Annotated in this window: 14 protein-coding genes; 4 read left to right on the forward strand and 10 right to left on the reverse strand. The window is 58.8% G+C overall.

The window, feature by feature from the left end; all coding sequences use genetic code 11:
- The 10 genes from ABX749_RS03730 to ABX749_RS03775 form a co-directional block, all read right to left on the reverse strand.
- Positions 1 to 332, reverse strand: a 332-nt coding sequence (locus ABX749_RS03730) for a response regulator transcription factor (protein WP_372894821.1), incomplete at its 3' end; no start/stop codon positions are given.
- A gap of 1 nt (position 333) precedes the next feature.
- Positions 334 to 2,667: a PAS domain-containing protein gene (locus ABX749_RS03735; RefSeq protein WP_372894822.1), complete on the reverse strand. Its 2,334-nt coding sequence runs from the start codon at positions 2,665 to 2,667 to the stop codon at positions 334 to 336.
- A complete protein-coding gene (locus ABX749_RS03740) occupies positions 2,664 to 3,659 on the reverse strand; it encodes an ABC transporter substrate-binding protein (protein ID WP_372894823.1) in 996 nt (331 codons plus the stop codon). Before ABX749_RS03740 ends, ABX749_RS03735 begins: the two co-directional genes overlap by 4 nt.
- Positions 3,660 to 3,883: 224 nt before the next feature.
- Positions 3,884 to 4,996 carry a cytochrome-c peroxidase gene (locus ABX749_RS03745; RefSeq protein ID WP_372894824.1) on the reverse strand — a complete coding sequence of 371 codons (1,113 nt, stop codon included), beginning with the start codon at positions 4,994 to 4,996 and terminating at the stop codon, positions 3,884 to 3,886.
- A 94-nt stretch (positions 4,997 to 5,090) separates the two neighbouring features.
- Positions 5,091 to 5,768, reverse strand: a complete 678-nt coding sequence (locus tag ABX749_RS03750; RefSeq protein WP_372894825.1) for a protein-L-isoaspartate(D-aspartate) O-methyltransferase — start codon at positions 5,766 to 5,768, stop codon at positions 5,091 to 5,093.
- Between the two features lie 228 nt (positions 5,769 to 5,996).
- Positions 5,997 to 6,434, reverse strand: coding sequence for a Dps family protein (locus ABX749_RS03755; RefSeq protein ID WP_145212268.1), 438 nt, complete (start codon positions 6,432 to 6,434; stop codon positions 5,997 to 5,999).
- 304 nt (positions 6,435 to 6,738) lie between these two features.
- Entirely contained in the window at positions 6,739 to 7,542 is an 804-nt protein-coding gene (locus ABX749_RS03760; protein ID WP_372894826.1) for a nitrilase-related carbon-nitrogen hydrolase, read from the reverse strand.
- A gap of 14 nt (positions 7,543 to 7,556) precedes the next feature.
- Entirely contained in the window at positions 7,557 to 8,723 is a 1,167-nt protein-coding gene (locus tag ABX749_RS03765; RefSeq protein WP_372894827.1) for a pyridoxal phosphate-dependent aminotransferase, read from the reverse strand.
- A gap of 23 nt (positions 8,724 to 8,746) precedes the next feature.
- Entirely contained in the window at positions 8,747 to 10,543 is a 1,797-nt protein-coding gene (gene lepA / locus ABX749_RS03770) for a translation elongation factor 4 (RefSeq protein ID WP_145212259.1), read from the reverse strand.
- A 154-nt stretch (positions 10,544 to 10,697) separates the two neighbouring features.
- Entirely contained in the window at positions 10,698 to 11,333 is a 636-nt protein-coding gene (locus ABX749_RS03775) for a class I SAM-dependent methyltransferase (RefSeq protein ID WP_372894828.1), read from the reverse strand.
- A gap of 460 nt (positions 11,334 to 11,793) precedes the next feature.
- Between ABX749_RS03775 and ABX749_RS03780 the strand changes: the two genes are divergently transcribed.
- The 4 genes from ABX749_RS03780 to pgl all read left to right on the forward strand — a co-directional run bounded on the left by ABX749_RS03780 (position 11,794) and on the right by pgl (position 15,808).
- Positions 11,794 to 13,053, forward strand: coding sequence for a sugar transferase (locus ABX749_RS03780; protein ID WP_372894829.1), 1,260 nt, complete (start codon positions 11,794 to 11,796; stop codon positions 13,051 to 13,053).
- Positions 13,054 to 13,100: 47 nt separating this feature from the next.
- The gene (locus tag ABX749_RS03785) at positions 13,101 to 14,090 is read left to right on the forward strand and encodes a polysaccharide deacetylase family protein (protein ID WP_372894830.1); all 990 of its coding nucleotides are present in this window, start codon (positions 13,101 to 13,103) and stop codon (positions 14,088 to 14,090) included.
- Between the two features lie 129 nt (positions 14,091 to 14,219).
- A complete protein-coding gene (locus ABX749_RS03790) occupies positions 14,220 to 15,026 on the forward strand; it encodes a WecB/TagA/CpsF family glycosyltransferase (RefSeq protein WP_372894831.1) in 807 nt (268 codons plus the stop codon).
- A 77-nt stretch (positions 15,027 to 15,103) separates the two neighbouring features.
- Complete coding sequence (gene pgl / locus ABX749_RS03795) at positions 15,104 to 15,808, forward strand: 6-phosphogluconolactonase (RefSeq protein WP_372894832.1); 705 nt, start codon at positions 15,104 to 15,106, stop codon at positions 15,806 to 15,808.
- Positions 15,809 to 16,102 lie beyond the last annotated feature (294 nt).

Raw genomic sequence — 16,102 nt, forward strand, 5'->3', positions numbered from 1 at the left:
TCGTGCGGCTGGACCGGTTTGTGAAGAACCTCGGTCACGCCAAGCTCGGTTGCGGTTCTGACGACCTGCTTGTCGGCGTTCCCACTGATCACGATCACGGACAAATCAAGATGGTTCCTTCTCAGCTGTCGCAATAGATCCAGCCCGCCGATGCCCTGCAGTTGCACGTCCAAAAGCAGACAACCAGGCTGCAATTCGTCATAGTCGGCCAAGAAATCTTCGGCGGAGTCGAAGGGTTTGACCGTCATCCCGAACGCGGTCAGCAAGGCACAAACCGATCTGAGTGCCGACGGGTCATCATCGATCACGAAAACGGTGGGTGGGGCGACCATTTCAGCAAATCTCGTGCAGGGCGGGAAACGTGATGCAGAACTCGGCCCCGGCCGCGTCCGATCGGATCTCCAAGTGGCCTTCATGCGCCGCGACGATCGTTTGGCTGATCGCCAACCCCATCCCCAACCCCTGTTCTTTGGTCGTGTAAAACGGTTCTTTGAGTTGATCCACCATGTCAGAGGAGATGCCGGGACCGGAGTCTTTCACCGACACCGAAACGTCACCACCGAGTATTGCACTGCGGATCAGAACGTTGTTCTTGCCATTGACTTGACCGTCCATCGCTTCAAAAGCGTTGCGAATCAGATTCACGAGTACTTGTTGAATCTGGATCGCGTCGCCCATCACCGGTGGAAGGGCATCATCGAGTTCCAACGACACGGTGGCACCAAGACGTTTGGCTTCAAAGGAGAGGAGTTGGGTGGTGTCGCGAATCAATTCGTTCAGATCGATCGGGCTGTAGTCTGATTCGGTGTTGGCAACAAAGCCTCGCACCCGGCGGATGATTTCCCCGGCACGAACGGCCTGGTCGGCGATTTGTCCCATGACGGATTGTACCTTGTCCTCCCAGTCGGGCTCACGTCTTCGCGAGAGGTGTTCGCAGGCGGCCGCGTAGTTGGCGATTGCGTACAGGGGTTGATTGATTTCGTGTGCGATCCCGGCCACCATCTCCCCCATGGTGGACAGTCGTGAGACGTGTGCCAATTGTGTTTCGTTATTTCGAAGTCGTTCTTCGGCGCGGCGTCGTTCACTGACATCTTTGACGACGGTGCTCACGCCCCGTACCCGACCGGAATCATCTTTGAGCGGGTGGTAGCTGGCGAGAAAGAACGACGATTGGCCGTGACCGTCAACCGGAGGCCGTTCGATTTCAATGCTGCGTTTGGCCTGGCCGGTCTCGATCACCTCACGATAAAGCGGTTCGATGCTGTCGGCGATGTCTGGCAAGACCTCGCGTAGTGGCCGGCCGAGATGCGCTTCCACGGGCCGTCCATTGATCTCGGCCAGGTAATCATTGATTCGGCGATACCGCAGGTCTGTATCCATCATGCACAATCCGATCGGCGTCGTCCGATACAGATGTTCCAATTCGGACAACTTTTCTCGCACCAGCTTTTCGCTTTCGCCCAACTTCGCTTCGATCCGCTTCTGCTCGGTGATATCGTTGCAGCAACCGATGATGCCGATCGGTCGACCGTCATCGGCGTTCATCAACGATAGACGAAGCGAGACCAGTACCGCGCTGGCATCTTTGCGGCGCAATCGAATTTGCAGGTCGTCGGCGGAACGTTCCGTTCTCGGCAGCATGACCTGTTCTTTCCAGTCGACCACATGGTCGGAAAAGAACAGGAACTCGACGGAGCGGCCGACGGCTTCCTCGACCGAATATCCGAACAGCCGTGTCGCGGCACTGTTCCAGGTCTCGACATTTCCGTTCAGATCGGTCGAGATCACCGCATCATGGACATGGGCAAGAATCATCGCCTGTAAGCCCAGTGTTTGTTCGACGCTGTCGCGATCAACCACCATGCGATCGAGTGAACGGGCCAGCGCGGCGACTTCATCGCCACCGGTAATGCCGGTCCGCACCGTCAGGTTTCCCGCGCCGACCATCCGCGTCATTTGTTCCAATCGTTCCAAACGCTTGGCGATTCGGAAGTGAAAGAAGAGCCCCAGACCGATGGCGATCAGGCAACTCATCACCAAGGTTCCGAGTGCCTGGCGGGACACCGCGGTGGTGGCCCGTTGGATGGTCGGCCTGATGTCACGAAGTACGACGAACAGCCCCAAGTGATCGGGGCGGATCCGATCGGCCTTGGCGCCCAGCACGACCGGGTGGACGCCGACGATGGTGTGCCCGTCGCCGAACGGAACGGTGCTGCTGATCTGCGACATGCGGACACGTGCGAGGGCGCCGGGACCCAGGATCGGTGAATCTTGATAGTTTTGCGGCAAGGACTCGGCAAACCGATGACCGACATCGGCGCGTCGCATGGAGACGATGACGTCATCGTTTTCATCGATCAACACGGCAAACTTGACCTCGGGATCCGCACCCAGCGATGCGAGCGAATACTGCATCGTGGAGAGTTCATTGCGCCGCGCGGCCCGCTCCAATGACCCCGCCAATTGCGACATCGTCCGCCTCAAAACGATCACCGCCTCGCGATTGGTGCTGTGGACGATCTGCGAACGATTGGAGAACAGGGACCAACCGGTATGCGCCAACACCATCACCATCAGGCTCAGCGGCAACAGAATCCGCAACGGATATTGAATCGTCGAATCGATCTGCGAATCGAGCGGTCGTGTCGGAGCCGATCGATCGTTCATCGCGCCGACACCTCCATCAACGGCTCGGCCGAAATGCAATCGGAAAGAACCACCTCCTTTCCCAGCAACGCGTTGTCGACCATCACTTTGGATAAGCGATGCGCGTTTTCTTCTAACGGAGAGGGTTGCCCAGCGAGTAGCGACAGGTTTTGCTGTAAGTTCGGCGCGTGCAAACCCTTTTGGCTTTGCCTGATCTGCTCGGGTGTCAGCTTGATCCTCAGTGACACGCTGCGGAGTGCCTCGTCGGGGTTTTGTTCGAGGTACTCGAGTGCCTGGAACCACCCGCGCAGGGCCGTGATGAGGTGCGATTGATGTTGCTCCCATGCGTCGGCACGGACGACCAGGACATCGACGATTTCATTCGGCATATCGTTGCTGTCAAACAACTGGATCGCTCCGGCAGCCAGCAGTCGGCTGCGGACGGGGTCAAACGTCACGACCGCGTCGATCTTTTGCGATAGAAATGTTTGTTCGTGTTCGTCCGCTTCCACCGACACAATGGTCACGTCCTGGACGGAGAGGTCAACCTTTTGCAGGGCACGCGTCAGCACGAATGCGCCCAAGGCGGAGTTCTCCACCCCGACCTTGCGCCCACGAAGATCGGCCAAATCCTGCACGTCGCCCTGGGCAAGAATTGCGTCGCCGCCTTGTGAGATGTCCATGACCAGCACCACACGCAGGTCCAGACCGCGCTCTCTCAACAACAAGACTTCATCCATCGTCAATGCGGCAGCCTGGATCGTATTGTCACGAAATTGGCGAATCACTTGACTCGAGGACGCGCACTCGACCAATCGAACAGAGTTCTCATCAAAATGACCGAGATCACGCGCCAGAAAAAGCGGTTCGTAGCCAAGCCACAAATTCGTGCCCAACAATAAAGGCGTTTCCGTTTCGCGTTTCCCGCTCCAATTTTCCAGCGTTTCGATTGCCAAGACGGCGAAAACACCCGCGACCACCACCAACGCAACCGATAGACGCTTCCTTCGCATCGATGCTGTCCTCCGGCACGGGGTAGGTGTGGTCCGTTCTTGTCGGGCTAAATCGCCACCACAGTTTATCCGAATTTGCCGATCCCGTCTCAGGTGTTTCCATCAACCTCGCGACATGATTCACAGTGGGACGGTTGATTGAATCGATGTTCCCGCTCGTTGCTAACTTGTCGAAAACGCGATCCGCGGGGTCGGGGCGGGAACACGTTCGCGGCGCAGCCGCACTATTGGGGAAATGCCGCCGGCTCGGTGTCCTGATAGCCTTCGCCGTCAAGCGATTCCATGAACTTGACCAATTGGTTGACTTGGGCATCGGTAAAGTCCAATTGCTCGGCAAACCGCCGGTCGATTTTACGGTCCAAGTAGGGATTAGGGGTTCCGCCCTTGCTGTAGAACTTCACAACCTCCTCTAGCGTTTTCATGGAGCCGTCGTGCATGTAGGGGGCGCGTTTGCTGACATCTCGGAGCGAAGGTGTTTTGAAGGCACCTTTATCTTTTTCGTCCTCGGTCACCGCGTAACGACCTTCATCGGCAAAGGACTGGGTTTTTTCGTCCCAGCCCACGCCCAGGTTGTGGAAATCGCTGTCGGTCAGGTTGGGTCCCTTGTGGCAGTTGTTACAAAACCCGTTGCCGAAGAACAGCGTGCGGCCCTTTTTGGCGTCTTCGGAGAGCGCCGACTTGTCACCGGCGACGTAGCGATCCCAGGCGGAATTGCCGCTCATTCGAGTCCGCTCGTAGTCCGCAATCGCCTTGGTGATTCTTTCGATCGTCACCTCCGGAGTGCCGAACGATTCTTCGAAGTATTTTGCATAACCCGGGATCGCCGCGATCTTGCCGACAACGACGCTGTGGTCCTTCTGTCCCATTTCGATCGGATTGGTCATCGGACCGCCGGCCTGCTCATCGAGTGACGCCGCCCGTCCATCCCAGAAAAAATGGGGAAGCGTGGCCCAGGCCTGGTTGGTGAACGAAGGCGCCTTGCGGCCCCCTTTCTGGCCGCCGATCCCAGTCGAAACCGGAGTCGTTTCGGAGAAGGCGTTTTCCGGTTTGTGGCAGGTCGCGCACGACACCGTGTTGTCGGCCGAAAGTCGTTTGTCAAAAAACAACCAGCGGCCGAGTCGAACGGTTTCGGGAGTCGGCGGGTCGTCCAAGTCCAACAGCGTCGCGGGAGGATTTTTTTCACCGCCGATCCCCAGCGGAGGATCAGGAATCGGTAACAGCGGATTGGCGGCTTCCAAATCAACCGCTTCGACGGCATGCCCGTCATAACCAGCCATCCAACCTCCGATCAAAAGGACCATGGCCAACCCGACGTTGTTCAATCCCAGCGGTTTCATCGTAATGCTCCTCGCGGCAAGTGGTGAATCTCTGGCAGTATACCCAAAACCGCTGGGATGATTCTGAAACCGCTGCCCGCCGCCGGACGTCAGTTCACCTTTCCGCTTCGCCCGTCATCGGGACGAACATCACGGGGGCCACGTTGCGACGAACCACCTCTCCGTCGCTTTGTTTCTCAATCAGGATCAGTGATTGAACCCGATCGCCGACCGGGATCACCATTTTGCCGCCGGGGGCGAGCTGGTCGATCAACGCTGGTGGCACATGATCAGGGGCTGCGGCGACAACAATTGCGTCGAACGGAGCTTCGTTCGGCAACCCGGCGTAGCCGTCACCGTGGCGGACACGGATGTTCTTGTACCCGAGCATTTTCAATCGCGCCTCTGCAGCCTTGGCCAACGATTCGACGATCTCGATGCTGTCGACATGCTGGACCAATTCCGCCAACACGGCCGCTTGATATCCCGACCCGGTCCCGACATCCAGCACTCGATCGTCAGCCTGCAGATCAACCAACTCGGTCATCAAGCCGACGATGTAAGGCTGGGAAATGGTTTGTCCGTTGCCGATCGGAAGCGGCGAGTCATGATAGGCCCGGTCTTGCAATCGCTTCGGGACGAATTGATGACGAGGGACGCGTCGAATCGCATCGAGCACACGTTCATTCTTGATACCACGGCCGGCAAGTTGCCTGGCCACCATTTGACGACGCAGCAACGCAAAGGAATCGTCCTGCTTCTCTCGATCGGTGCTGGTCGGGTCGCTTGGCACTGTCGTTTCCGAGGGGCGACCACATCCAGTCGTGATCGTCAGTAGAATAATCCAGATGCCGGATACAATTTTCCGGCTCGATCCCATGGTCGATCTCATCAGTAACGGTGAACCTTACGACGCATCCGTCGGGCAGAATTGGATCGTCATTCCAAACTCGCAACGCCGCCGATTCCACGGCGGCGAATTGAGTCGGATTTCAGAAACATTGCTGCGGCCGGTGCGGCATTACCCGAGGTAACTCCTCAACATCCAAACGGTTTTCTCGTGGACTTGAATGCGAGCGATCATCAGGTCCTCGGATTCGGAATCGCTTGCTTCGCCGGCGATGTCACGCGCCTTCTTCAGATCGCCGAGCAATTTTTCGTTGGCCTCGATCAGATGCTTGACCATCTGATCGGCAGTCGCGTCTTCGGCGATCTCGGGAATGCCCGCCATGTTCGCCAGATTGGTCAGGCCGCCGGGAGCCAGGGCGCCTTTGGCACGAATCCGTTCGGCGATCTCATCCACCGCGGCAAACAATTCGGTGTACTGAAGCTCGAACGCGTTGTGCAGCGAAAAGAAGCCGGGACCGCGGACATTCCAATGACAAAGGTGCGTTTGACCAATCAACGCGTACGAATCGGCAACGACCTGTCGCAACGCATCAACAACAGAAGAACTCATTTGGGTTTCCTTCACGAAAAACTGGTAAAGACGTCTGTATTATAGTGCCCTGCCAAGCCACACGGCGAACCCGTAACGCGCAACGCGATCCGAACGCATCCGTCGTGGTGGTCTCACAGCGACGATCGGTCGACCGTTCCCTCGCTGCGATCGACCCCATAGGCACCAAGTAAAGTAGTAACCCTCCCGTGTGCGGGAGGGTCGAGCGTAGCGAGGGGAGGGCTTCCGTGGCCCCGCACCCACCGATGCCCTGCCAGGGAGGGTGATTCAGGTTTCGATAGCCATGCTGAGCCGCTATCGTCGCTCAGTTCGGTGTCGAATGGTCAACAACAGCCGAATCGCTGACGCCCGTGATGTCTTGCAAGGCGGGGAATTTTGAACGCCACCGCCGTGCCGCTTCGAGATCGATTTCGGTGATGATGACTTGCTCTTGGTCAGAGGCTTCGAAGAGTGGAGTTCCCATGTGATCGAAGGCGCAGCTTCGGCCGTCGAACTTCAGCTTCGGTTCTTCGCCACAGCGATTGACTCCCACGACGGGCGCCAAATTCTCAATCGCCCGGGCTTGCAGCAGCCGCACCCAGTGCTCGCTGCGGACGGTCGGCCAGCAGGCGATCACGGTGATCAGTTCTGCGCCGCGGAGGATCGCCGGCCGAAAGATTTCGGGGAAGCGGAGGTCGTAGCAGATGAAGGGGGTGATCTTGACGCCCTGCCATTGAAACACGACCGGAGACGTGCCGGCGGTGTAATGGTTTGCTTCACCGGTAATCGAAAACGGATGCATTTTCTGATAGCGTGCCAACTGCGTCCCGTCGGGGGCGAAGACGACGCATTGATTACTCGAGCGACCATCGCTGACGGGGCTCGCCACGCCGCCCATCATGGTGACATCGTACTGTCTCGCCAGATCTCGCAGCAACGCTTCGCCTTCGCGGGCTTCGCTTTGGGCGGTCACGTCCACGTTCATGCTGAATCCCGTTTCAAACATCTCAGGGACGATCACCAGCGTGCCCGGCTGGATCGTGGCGGCGGAGAGCAAGTCGCGGAGGCGCTGGTGATTGGCGGCTTTGTCTTCCCAAGCCATGTTCAATTGGACGGCGGCAATCTGCATCGTTGGTAACCGGTTCAGGAAAGGAGTGTGGCGAGACCGTCGCGGAGGCGCCCCACGCCTTCGCTGACCGATTGCGGATCGAGTGCCCCATACGAAAGACGCAGGGTGCAGCTTTTCGACTCACCAAATGCACTGCCCGGCAACACGGCGACCCCGAATTGTCGAATCAGTTTTTCTACCAGTTCCATGTCGGACTGGTCAGTCTGCAATTGGAACAAGACATAGAACGCGCCCTGGGGAACGGCGAACTGAACTCGGTCGCCCAGCTCGGACAATGTTTCCAGCGTCGAATCACGGACAGCGGTCAATCCGGTGATTTGCTTTCGGCACCACTGCGAGCCGACTTGAAGCGCCGCTTCGGCGGCAACCTGGCAGATGATCGGGGGGCAGATCAAATTGGTGTCTTGGATCTTTTTGATTCCCACCAGCAGATGATTGGGGACGACCGAGTAGCCGATCCGCCAGCCCGCCATCCCATAGGCCTTGGAAAGTGAGAACAGCGAGATCGTGTGTTCGCTCGCGCCGATGGCCGAACCGGGCGAATAGTGTCGCACCCCGTCGTGAGTGAAGTACTCGTAGGCCTCGTCAGAAAGATGGTACAGCCCGCGGGCGGCACACATCAGGTTGATCTCCGCGAGAGCGTCTTTTGAATAAACCGCCCCCGTCGGATTGTTCGGCGAAACCGTGACAACGGCTTTGGTGCGTGGTGTGATCGCCTGCGTGATGGCATCGATGTCGGGTTGGTTTTCGCGATCGGTCGGAACGACGACGGGGCGGCAACCGGCGATCTCGATCGCCATGTGATGATTGAAGTAATACGGGCTCAACAAGATGATCTCATCACCGATCTCGGCGATCGCCAGGACGGCATTGAGGAATCCCATGTTGGAACCGGCCGTGCAGACGACCGACGATTGATCGGCGATCGGATCGATCTCGTTTTCGGCGATCAGTTTCTTTTCGATCGCTTCGATCAGCGGGTCATTCCCGGCGACCGGCCCGTAACGATCCAATCCGCGATCGGGCTGGGCGGATTCGGCGACCGCCCGAAACACTTCCTGCGGCGGCGGGTAGTGCACCACGCCCTGGCCCAGCGAAATGGTTCCGGGATGTTCGCTCGTCCATCGTCCCACGATCGGAATGACGGGGTCTTGTACCTGTTGAATTCGATTGGCGATCACGGCAGCTCAAGTCCTGAGTACGATCAATCCTTATCCGCTCGAAGCACCGAGACGAAGGCTTTTTGGGGAATGTTGACGCTGCCGAATTGCTTCATCTTCGCCTTGCCCTTCTTCTGCTTTTCGAGCAATTTCTTTTTGCGAGTCACGTCGCCGCCGTACAGTTTTGCGGTCACATCTTTTCGATACGGCTGGATCGTCGCTCGGGCGATGATCGTACCGCCGATCGCGCCCTGGATGGGGATCTTGAATTGGTGGCGTGGGATCGCTTCGGCAAGCTGCTCGCAATAATGCAGGGCGCGTGCTCGCGCCTTGTCGCGGTGAACCAGGTAGGCCAGCGCGTCGATCGGTTCTTTGTTGACCAGGATATCGACTTTCACGACATCGGTCTTTCGATACTCGATCTGTTCATAGTCAAACGATCCGTAGCCCCGCGTGATCATCTTGAGTTTGCCGTAGAAGTCGAACAGGACCTCGCCGAGCGGCATCTCGCTGGACACTTCGATTCGCCCCGCCGAGAGATAATTCATCGTCTGGCTTTCCGAGCGATGTTCTCGACACAATTCCATCACCGGTCCGACGAACTCTTCCGGGGTCAGGATCGATGCCTTGATGTAGGGTTCGGTTGCCGAATCGATAAGGCTCGGGTCGGGCCAATAAGACGGATTGTCGACGTCGATGGTCGATCCGTCCTTGAGCGTCAGGTTGTATTTGACCGACGGTGCGGAGATGACCAGGCCGATGTCAAATTCACGCTGCAAACGCTCTTGGATCACATCCAAGTGAAGCAGCCCGAGAAAGCCACAGCGGAATCCAAACCCGAGTGCGGCCGAGGAGTCTTTTTCGAAGGTCAGCGCCGCATCGTTGATCGCCAGTTTGTCGAGCGCCTTGGTCAAGTCCTGGTACTCATCGGTGCTCATCGGATAGACCGACGAAAAGACGACGGGTTTGGCCGGTTGGTAGCCCGGGATGGGTTCGCCGGCGGGACGATCGAGCAGCGTGATGGTGTCGCCGATCTCGATGTCTTGAACACTCTTCACGCCGGCGACGATGTAGCCGACTTCGCCGGCGGAAAGCTGTTTGCGGGGATTCAGTTTGAACTGGTTGTATCCCAGTTCGTCGACTTTGTAGTCACGACCCCCGTGCATGAAGTGAATCGTCTGTCCGGATTTCAACGTCCCGTCCATCACGCGGCACTGCAAGATGACTCCGCGGTACTTGTCGAAATGGGCGTCAAAAACCAACGCTTTCAGCGGCGCGTCGGGGTCACCCTTGGGCGGCGGCAGATGCTCGACGATACCCGCCAAGACGTCATCGATGCCTTGGCCGGTCTTGGCCGACACCGGGATCGCCGCAAACGGGTCGAGCCCCAAGTCGGCGTCGATCTCCTCGCGGACGCGGTCGACATCCGCCGCCGGCAGATCGATCTTGTTGATCACCGGCAGCAGTTCTAGATCGTATTCCATGGCCAGATAAAGGTTGGCCACCGTTTGCGCTTCGACGCCCTGCGACGCATCGACGACCATCAATGCCCCCTCGCAAGCCATCAACGATCGCCGGACCTCATGTGAAAAATCCACGTGGCCGGGCGTGTCGATCAGGTTCAGCTGATACTCCTGACCGTCCGGCGCGATGTAGGCGAGTGTGATCGTGTTGCTCTTGATCGTGATGCCACGTTCCCGCTCGATATCCATCGAGTCCAGCATCTGGTCGTGGAACTCACGCTGGGTGACGCCGCCGCAAGCCTGGATCAAGCGGTCGGCCAAAGTCGACTTTCCGTGATCGATATGGGCGATGATGCAGAAGTTCCGAATTTGTTTCATGCGCCGGGGTCTTGCGACAAAGAAGCGAGAGTAACGTTCACGCTTTAGATCCTAGTGGATCGGGGCGACAACCAACAGGGATTCGACGCCGGGGTTGCCGTGGAAGAAGTTAGCGGACCGGCGCGAGCTGCCTGTCGATTTAAGCCCGCATGCGTCAGTTCGCCTTGATCCAATCGACCGTCCAGTGACGATCGCTGGTCATCCGGACCGCTTCGGAGGGGACACCAAAACCGGCCAGAATGTCCACGGCCTCGTCGACGGTCAACGCCGCGTGCAGGGATTGTCGCAGCAATTGCCGGCCGTAGTCGGATTCCCCGGCCGCGTGCAGATCGACCAACCCCTCGACCTCGGCTTCGCTGGCCGGTCGGGCAAGATCACGTAGAAACAAACGTCCACCCGGTGCCAGGATGCGGATCGCCTGGGCTATCACCCGCTCCGGTTCGGCGACGTGGTGCAGCATCGTGTTGGAAATCACGGTGTCGGCGGCATCGTCTTGGAACCCGTCGAGCACCTTGCAATCGGCGTGTTCCAAGAACACCCGTCCGGTGACCGAGCCGAGTTCGATCTCGATCCGGGCGGCTTCCAGCATTTCGACCGAACAATCGACCCCCAGAACCTCAATTTCACTGAGACGCTGGCACAGTAAAACGGGGATGGCCGCCGTCCCACAGCCCAGATCAACGACTTTGGGGCCGACCGTACCACCGCCGATCAAATCGTCGACAAAGGCGCCGTTGACACCCTCGTGATCCATTTGCTGGTACTCTTGAACCTCCGATTCGTCATCCATGGGCTCTGGTTCGAGTGTTCGAACCAGGGACGGCCGTCCGGGCTGCTGGGGGGTGTTCAACGTGTCTCCTCGCGCGGAAAAACTGCATTTTGAGGGTAAAGCTACGTGACTTTACGCGTTGCATAAGGTTACAGAAATTACCCTGCCGTAAAAATCCGTGTAACAGTCACCATTTTCGCTGGTTCATGGACTACAACGATCGTTGGCGCAAAACCGCCTAGACCGATTTCACGGGATAACTAGCCTAGGGCGGCGAAGGGGATTGTGCCTGCAGGGGTTGTGCCTGCTGGCTCGCCCCGCTCGATCGATCGACTGAAGTAACCAAGAGTAGACAACCTGGACCAAGGCGCCACGGGATGAGCGCCGTCGATAACACGTATTCCGCCACATCGCCGCTCATGGACGAGGACGCTGTGACACGAGCTTGGACCCTGCTGTGCTAGCCGCGCTGATCAATCGCTTGCAGTCACGAAACTCCATCCTTCGGGATGGTGATTCGTTGCTGCTGACTCGAACGGAATTCAACCGCGAAGTGGCGCGCGAACGCATCCGTGCGACGCGACGATCGATTCCGTTTTGCATTGTCACCATCGACGTTGCGGGCGGACGGCAACTGCAAGTGCGTCGGCGGGCTTTGATTCGCATCTTGCACCGAAACGTTCGCCTGACCGACCAGAAAGCCGAACTGGGAAACAATCGATTTGCCGTCTTGCTGGTCGATACACCCGAAATGGGCGGGCGATCCGTTTTGGATCGACTTGCCGGCTTATGCGAGACGCGGAAGATCGATGCGACGCTTTCATTGCGCGTGCATGATCCCGAAGGCTTTGACCCCGATCGCGATGTCGACCTGCCCAGCGGCGCCGGCAAACGACGCCGCGATGATGCCCCGGAATCCAGCTGGCTGCGTGTCGATCGAAGCTCGAGCGACGCACTCGGACTGGCCGTCCAGCAGCGTCCCGCCGTCATCGCTGAGACGCCACGCTCCCCAGAGGTCACTTCTCGCGACGAGGACGCAACGGTAGCGGCAACGGCAACCGGTACGGCACGCAGTTTGGCGCACACTTCGAAGCACAGCTCCTTTGTGACCTGCGAAGCTCTTCTCAGCGACCGACCGCTGACCAGGCGTTTGACCAAGCGTGCGATTGATCTTGCCGGGGCATCGATCGGCCTGGTCCTGGTCAGCCCGGTGTTGGTCGTGGCAGCCCTGGCGGTCAAGCTGACCAGTCCCGGACCGGCATTTTTCAAACAGACCCGTGAGGGAATGGGGGGAAAGCCGTTTACGATTTACAAAATGCGAACGATGGTGGTGGACGCCGAGAGCAAACAATCGGCGCTTCGTCAGAAAAGCCACCGTGACGGGCCGGCGTTTAAGATCAAGCACGATCCCCGCGTCACACCGATCGGGCACCTGTTGAGAAAGACGTGCATCGACGAGTTGCCCCAGTTCATCAACGTGCTGCGCGGTGACATGTCGCTCGTCGGACCGCGGCCACTGCCCTGGCATGAAAGTCGCGCCTGCAATCACTGGCAACGCCGCCGTTTAGACGTGCCGCCGGGCATGACGTGTTATTGGCAAGTCGACAAGGCCGCGGCGGAGACGTTCGATGACTGGATGCGGATGGACTTGCAGTACGTCGACCGCAACGATCTGTGGCGCGACCTGCGGCTGATCGCTCGCACCGCGTTGGTGCCATTGACCGGACGCGGGGGTGAGTAGCTCCATCGGTACCGCGGCGCGATGAGGCGCTCGAGCGGAAAACACGCATGAACGCATCTGTTAAAAAAGACGCACGCCCCCCGGCCAGCCTATCGGTCGACTTCGACAACAAGTGGGCCTACCTCCGTGCCGCCGGCCGCCAAGACTGGGAATCGGCGTCCAGCTACCTGCCGATGGCCGCCGAGCGGATGGTGAGCCTGCTCGGTGAACTCGAGTTGCCGGTGACCGTGTTTGTTGTCGGCCGCGACCTGCGCTGTGAGCGCGACGCCGAGGCAATCGATTCGTTCAAGACACTGGAATCGGTGGAGTTCGCGAATCACTCGATGAATCATCTGCCGTGGATGCACACCATGGATCGCGAAGAAATTTTCGCGGAAATCGCTGGAACGCATCAGGCCATCGCGTCCTCGCTCGGTGTTCAGCCACGGGGGTTTCGCGGACCGGGATTCTCGTGTCCCGAGGAAGTCCTCCGCGTGTTGGCGAAGCTGGATTACGCCTACGACGCTTCCGTTTTCCCGACATCGGTCGCGCCGATCGCCCGAGCCGTCTTCCTGGCCCGAACCAAGCTCAAGGGCGAGCAAAAAGAAAAAGCCAAGCAGCTCTATGGCGGATTCGCCGCGATGCGGAATCCGAATCGCCCCTTCTGTCGTACGGTCGAAGCGAGTCGGTTGTGGGAGATTCCGGTGACGGTGATGCCGTTGACCCGCACGCCGATTCACTTCAGCTACTTCCTGTTCTTGGCCGGCGTTTCGAAGCTGGCGGCCAAATCCTACCTCCGCAGCGCGTTGCGGTTGTGCCGATGGACGGGCACGACGCCTTCGTTGTTGCTGCATCCACCCGATGTTCTGGGCTGTGAAGACGATCCCGACATGGCCTACCTCCCCGGAATGAAAATGCCACGGGCGGAAAAGCTCGAACTGGTTCGCTGGGCACTGCAACGCTACGGTCGAACCTTCAACGTGCAAACCATGATCCAACAAGTGCGCTCGCTCAACGCCGAGGCGGAAGCGTGTCGCACACGAATGGCACCAGCGTAAGCGTTGGTGTGAAGGCTTTAGCCGCCCACTGTCGCTGCGTCGCAGCGACCGGGAATCGCCTAAAGGCTAGACACCAACGTCCTCACTAAAAGGTGCCGGACACCTATTTCCAACCCATCCTGAATCAAATTGATCGACCTCGGAAAGCGAAACGTTCTCGGCATCGGTGTCAACGCGATCGATTATGAATCGGCCGTTGCCAGGGTGATCGATGCGGCCTTGGGCCGGCAAGCGATGTCGGTCACCGCGCTGGCGGTGCACGGTGTGATGACGGGGGTGACCGATCCCGAACATCAATATCGGCTCAATCAATTTGATCTGGTCTGCCCCGACGGCCAGCCGGTTCGTTGGGCGTTGAATCTGTTGCACGACTGCAAGCTGGACGACCGGGTGTACGGCCCTGATTTGACGCTCAAGCTTTGTCAGGCGGCCGCGCAACAATCCGTTCCGGTGTTTCTGTTCGGGTCGACCGACGAAGTCCTGGCACGGTTTTCCGACTCGCTGTGCCGGCAGTTTCCCGAGCTGCGGATCGCCGGCACACGCAGCAGTCGTTTTCGCACGCTGTCGCAACTCGAGCGCGACGAGTTGGCCGAGGAAATTAATTCCAGCGGCGCGGGGATCTGCTTCGTCGGCCTGGGCTGTCCCCGGCAGGAGGTGTTCGCCTATGAAATGCGTGATCGCCTGAGCATGCCGCTGGTTGCCGTCGGGGCCGCGTTTGCTTTCCACGCCGGAATGCTGGCCCAGGCGCCGCCGTGGATGCAACGCCACGGTCTGGAATGGCTGTTTCGACTGGCGCACGAACCGAAGCGATTGTTCAAACGCTATCTGACGACCAACCCGGCATTCTTGGCGCGACTTGCGCTCCAGAAGCTCGGGCTGATGCACCGTCATCGAGATCAAGGGCGGCCGCCGCAGCACGACTTGCTTTTCGGCTGAAGGGCCCGTGGGCTGACGTCGATCGATTGATAGAATCTAGCGGCCCCGACGTCCGAATCCGATTACCCCCGCTGACCATGAACGATTCCTTTGATCCCTTCAGCGATGTCGCATCGTTGCAACTGGCCGTGACCGATTCCTTTTGCGAATTGGCCGAGCAAACGGTCAAGCAGAACGGCGTCTTTCGCGTTTCCCTGTCGGGCGGCTCTACCCCGCGCCGCGTCTATGAAATGCTGAGCGAGCGTCAGCTTCCTTGGGATCAAATCCATTGGTTTTGGGGAGACGAACGCAATGTGCCGCACGACCATGCCGACAGCAATTTCCGCATGGTGCACACCGCGTTGCTGAGTAAGGTGGACATCCCGGCGGCGAACATTCATGCCGTCCCGGTGAATGTCGATGCACCGGCCGAAGCAGCGGAACAGTACGAGCAAACGCTTCGTGACCACTTCGACGAGCCGTTTCCGGCTTGGGATCTGATGCTGTTGGGCATGGGCGATGACGCCCACACCGCGTCGTTGTTTCCCGACACGCTGGCGCTGGGCGAACAGAACCGCTGGTTTGTCGAGAATTGGGTGCCGAAGTTTGACGGCTTTCGGTACACGCTGACGTTTCCGGCGATTGAATCGGCGCGAAACATCTGGATGATGACCGCCGGCGAAGCGAAGCAGCAGGCCCTGAAGCAGGTTCTGTCAGGCGAAACCGATCTGAATCGCTATCCGTCGCAGCGGATCAAACCGACGCGATGGTTCGTCGATGCCGCGGCGTGCGGCGCGGCGTAGGGAAGACTCGGGGCGGGCAATGTCATCCAGATGCATCCCTCGTCTGCCGCGTCGTGCCCCATCAGAGCGTTGTCGGGTCGCGTGAGCGTCCCCGAAGGCCTGGGCTGCGAGCCCAGTGCGGTGTCGATGAGAGAGTTGGGGCCCGTAGGCTCGCGCCAAACGGCTGATCGCCGTTTGACATCAGCCAGTTCGAGCCAGCGCGAGCAGGCTCGTCACTGGGTATTCACTAAGCGGTATTGGGCTAACCGCTAATAGCTAACCGCTAATAGCTAACCGCTAATAGCTAACCGCTAA

It is taken from the genome of Stieleria sp. (genome assembly GCF_041595215.1).
Taxonomy (GTDB): domain Bacteria; phylum Planctomycetota; class Planctomycetia; order Pirellulales; family Pirellulaceae; genus Stieleria; species Stieleria magnilauensis.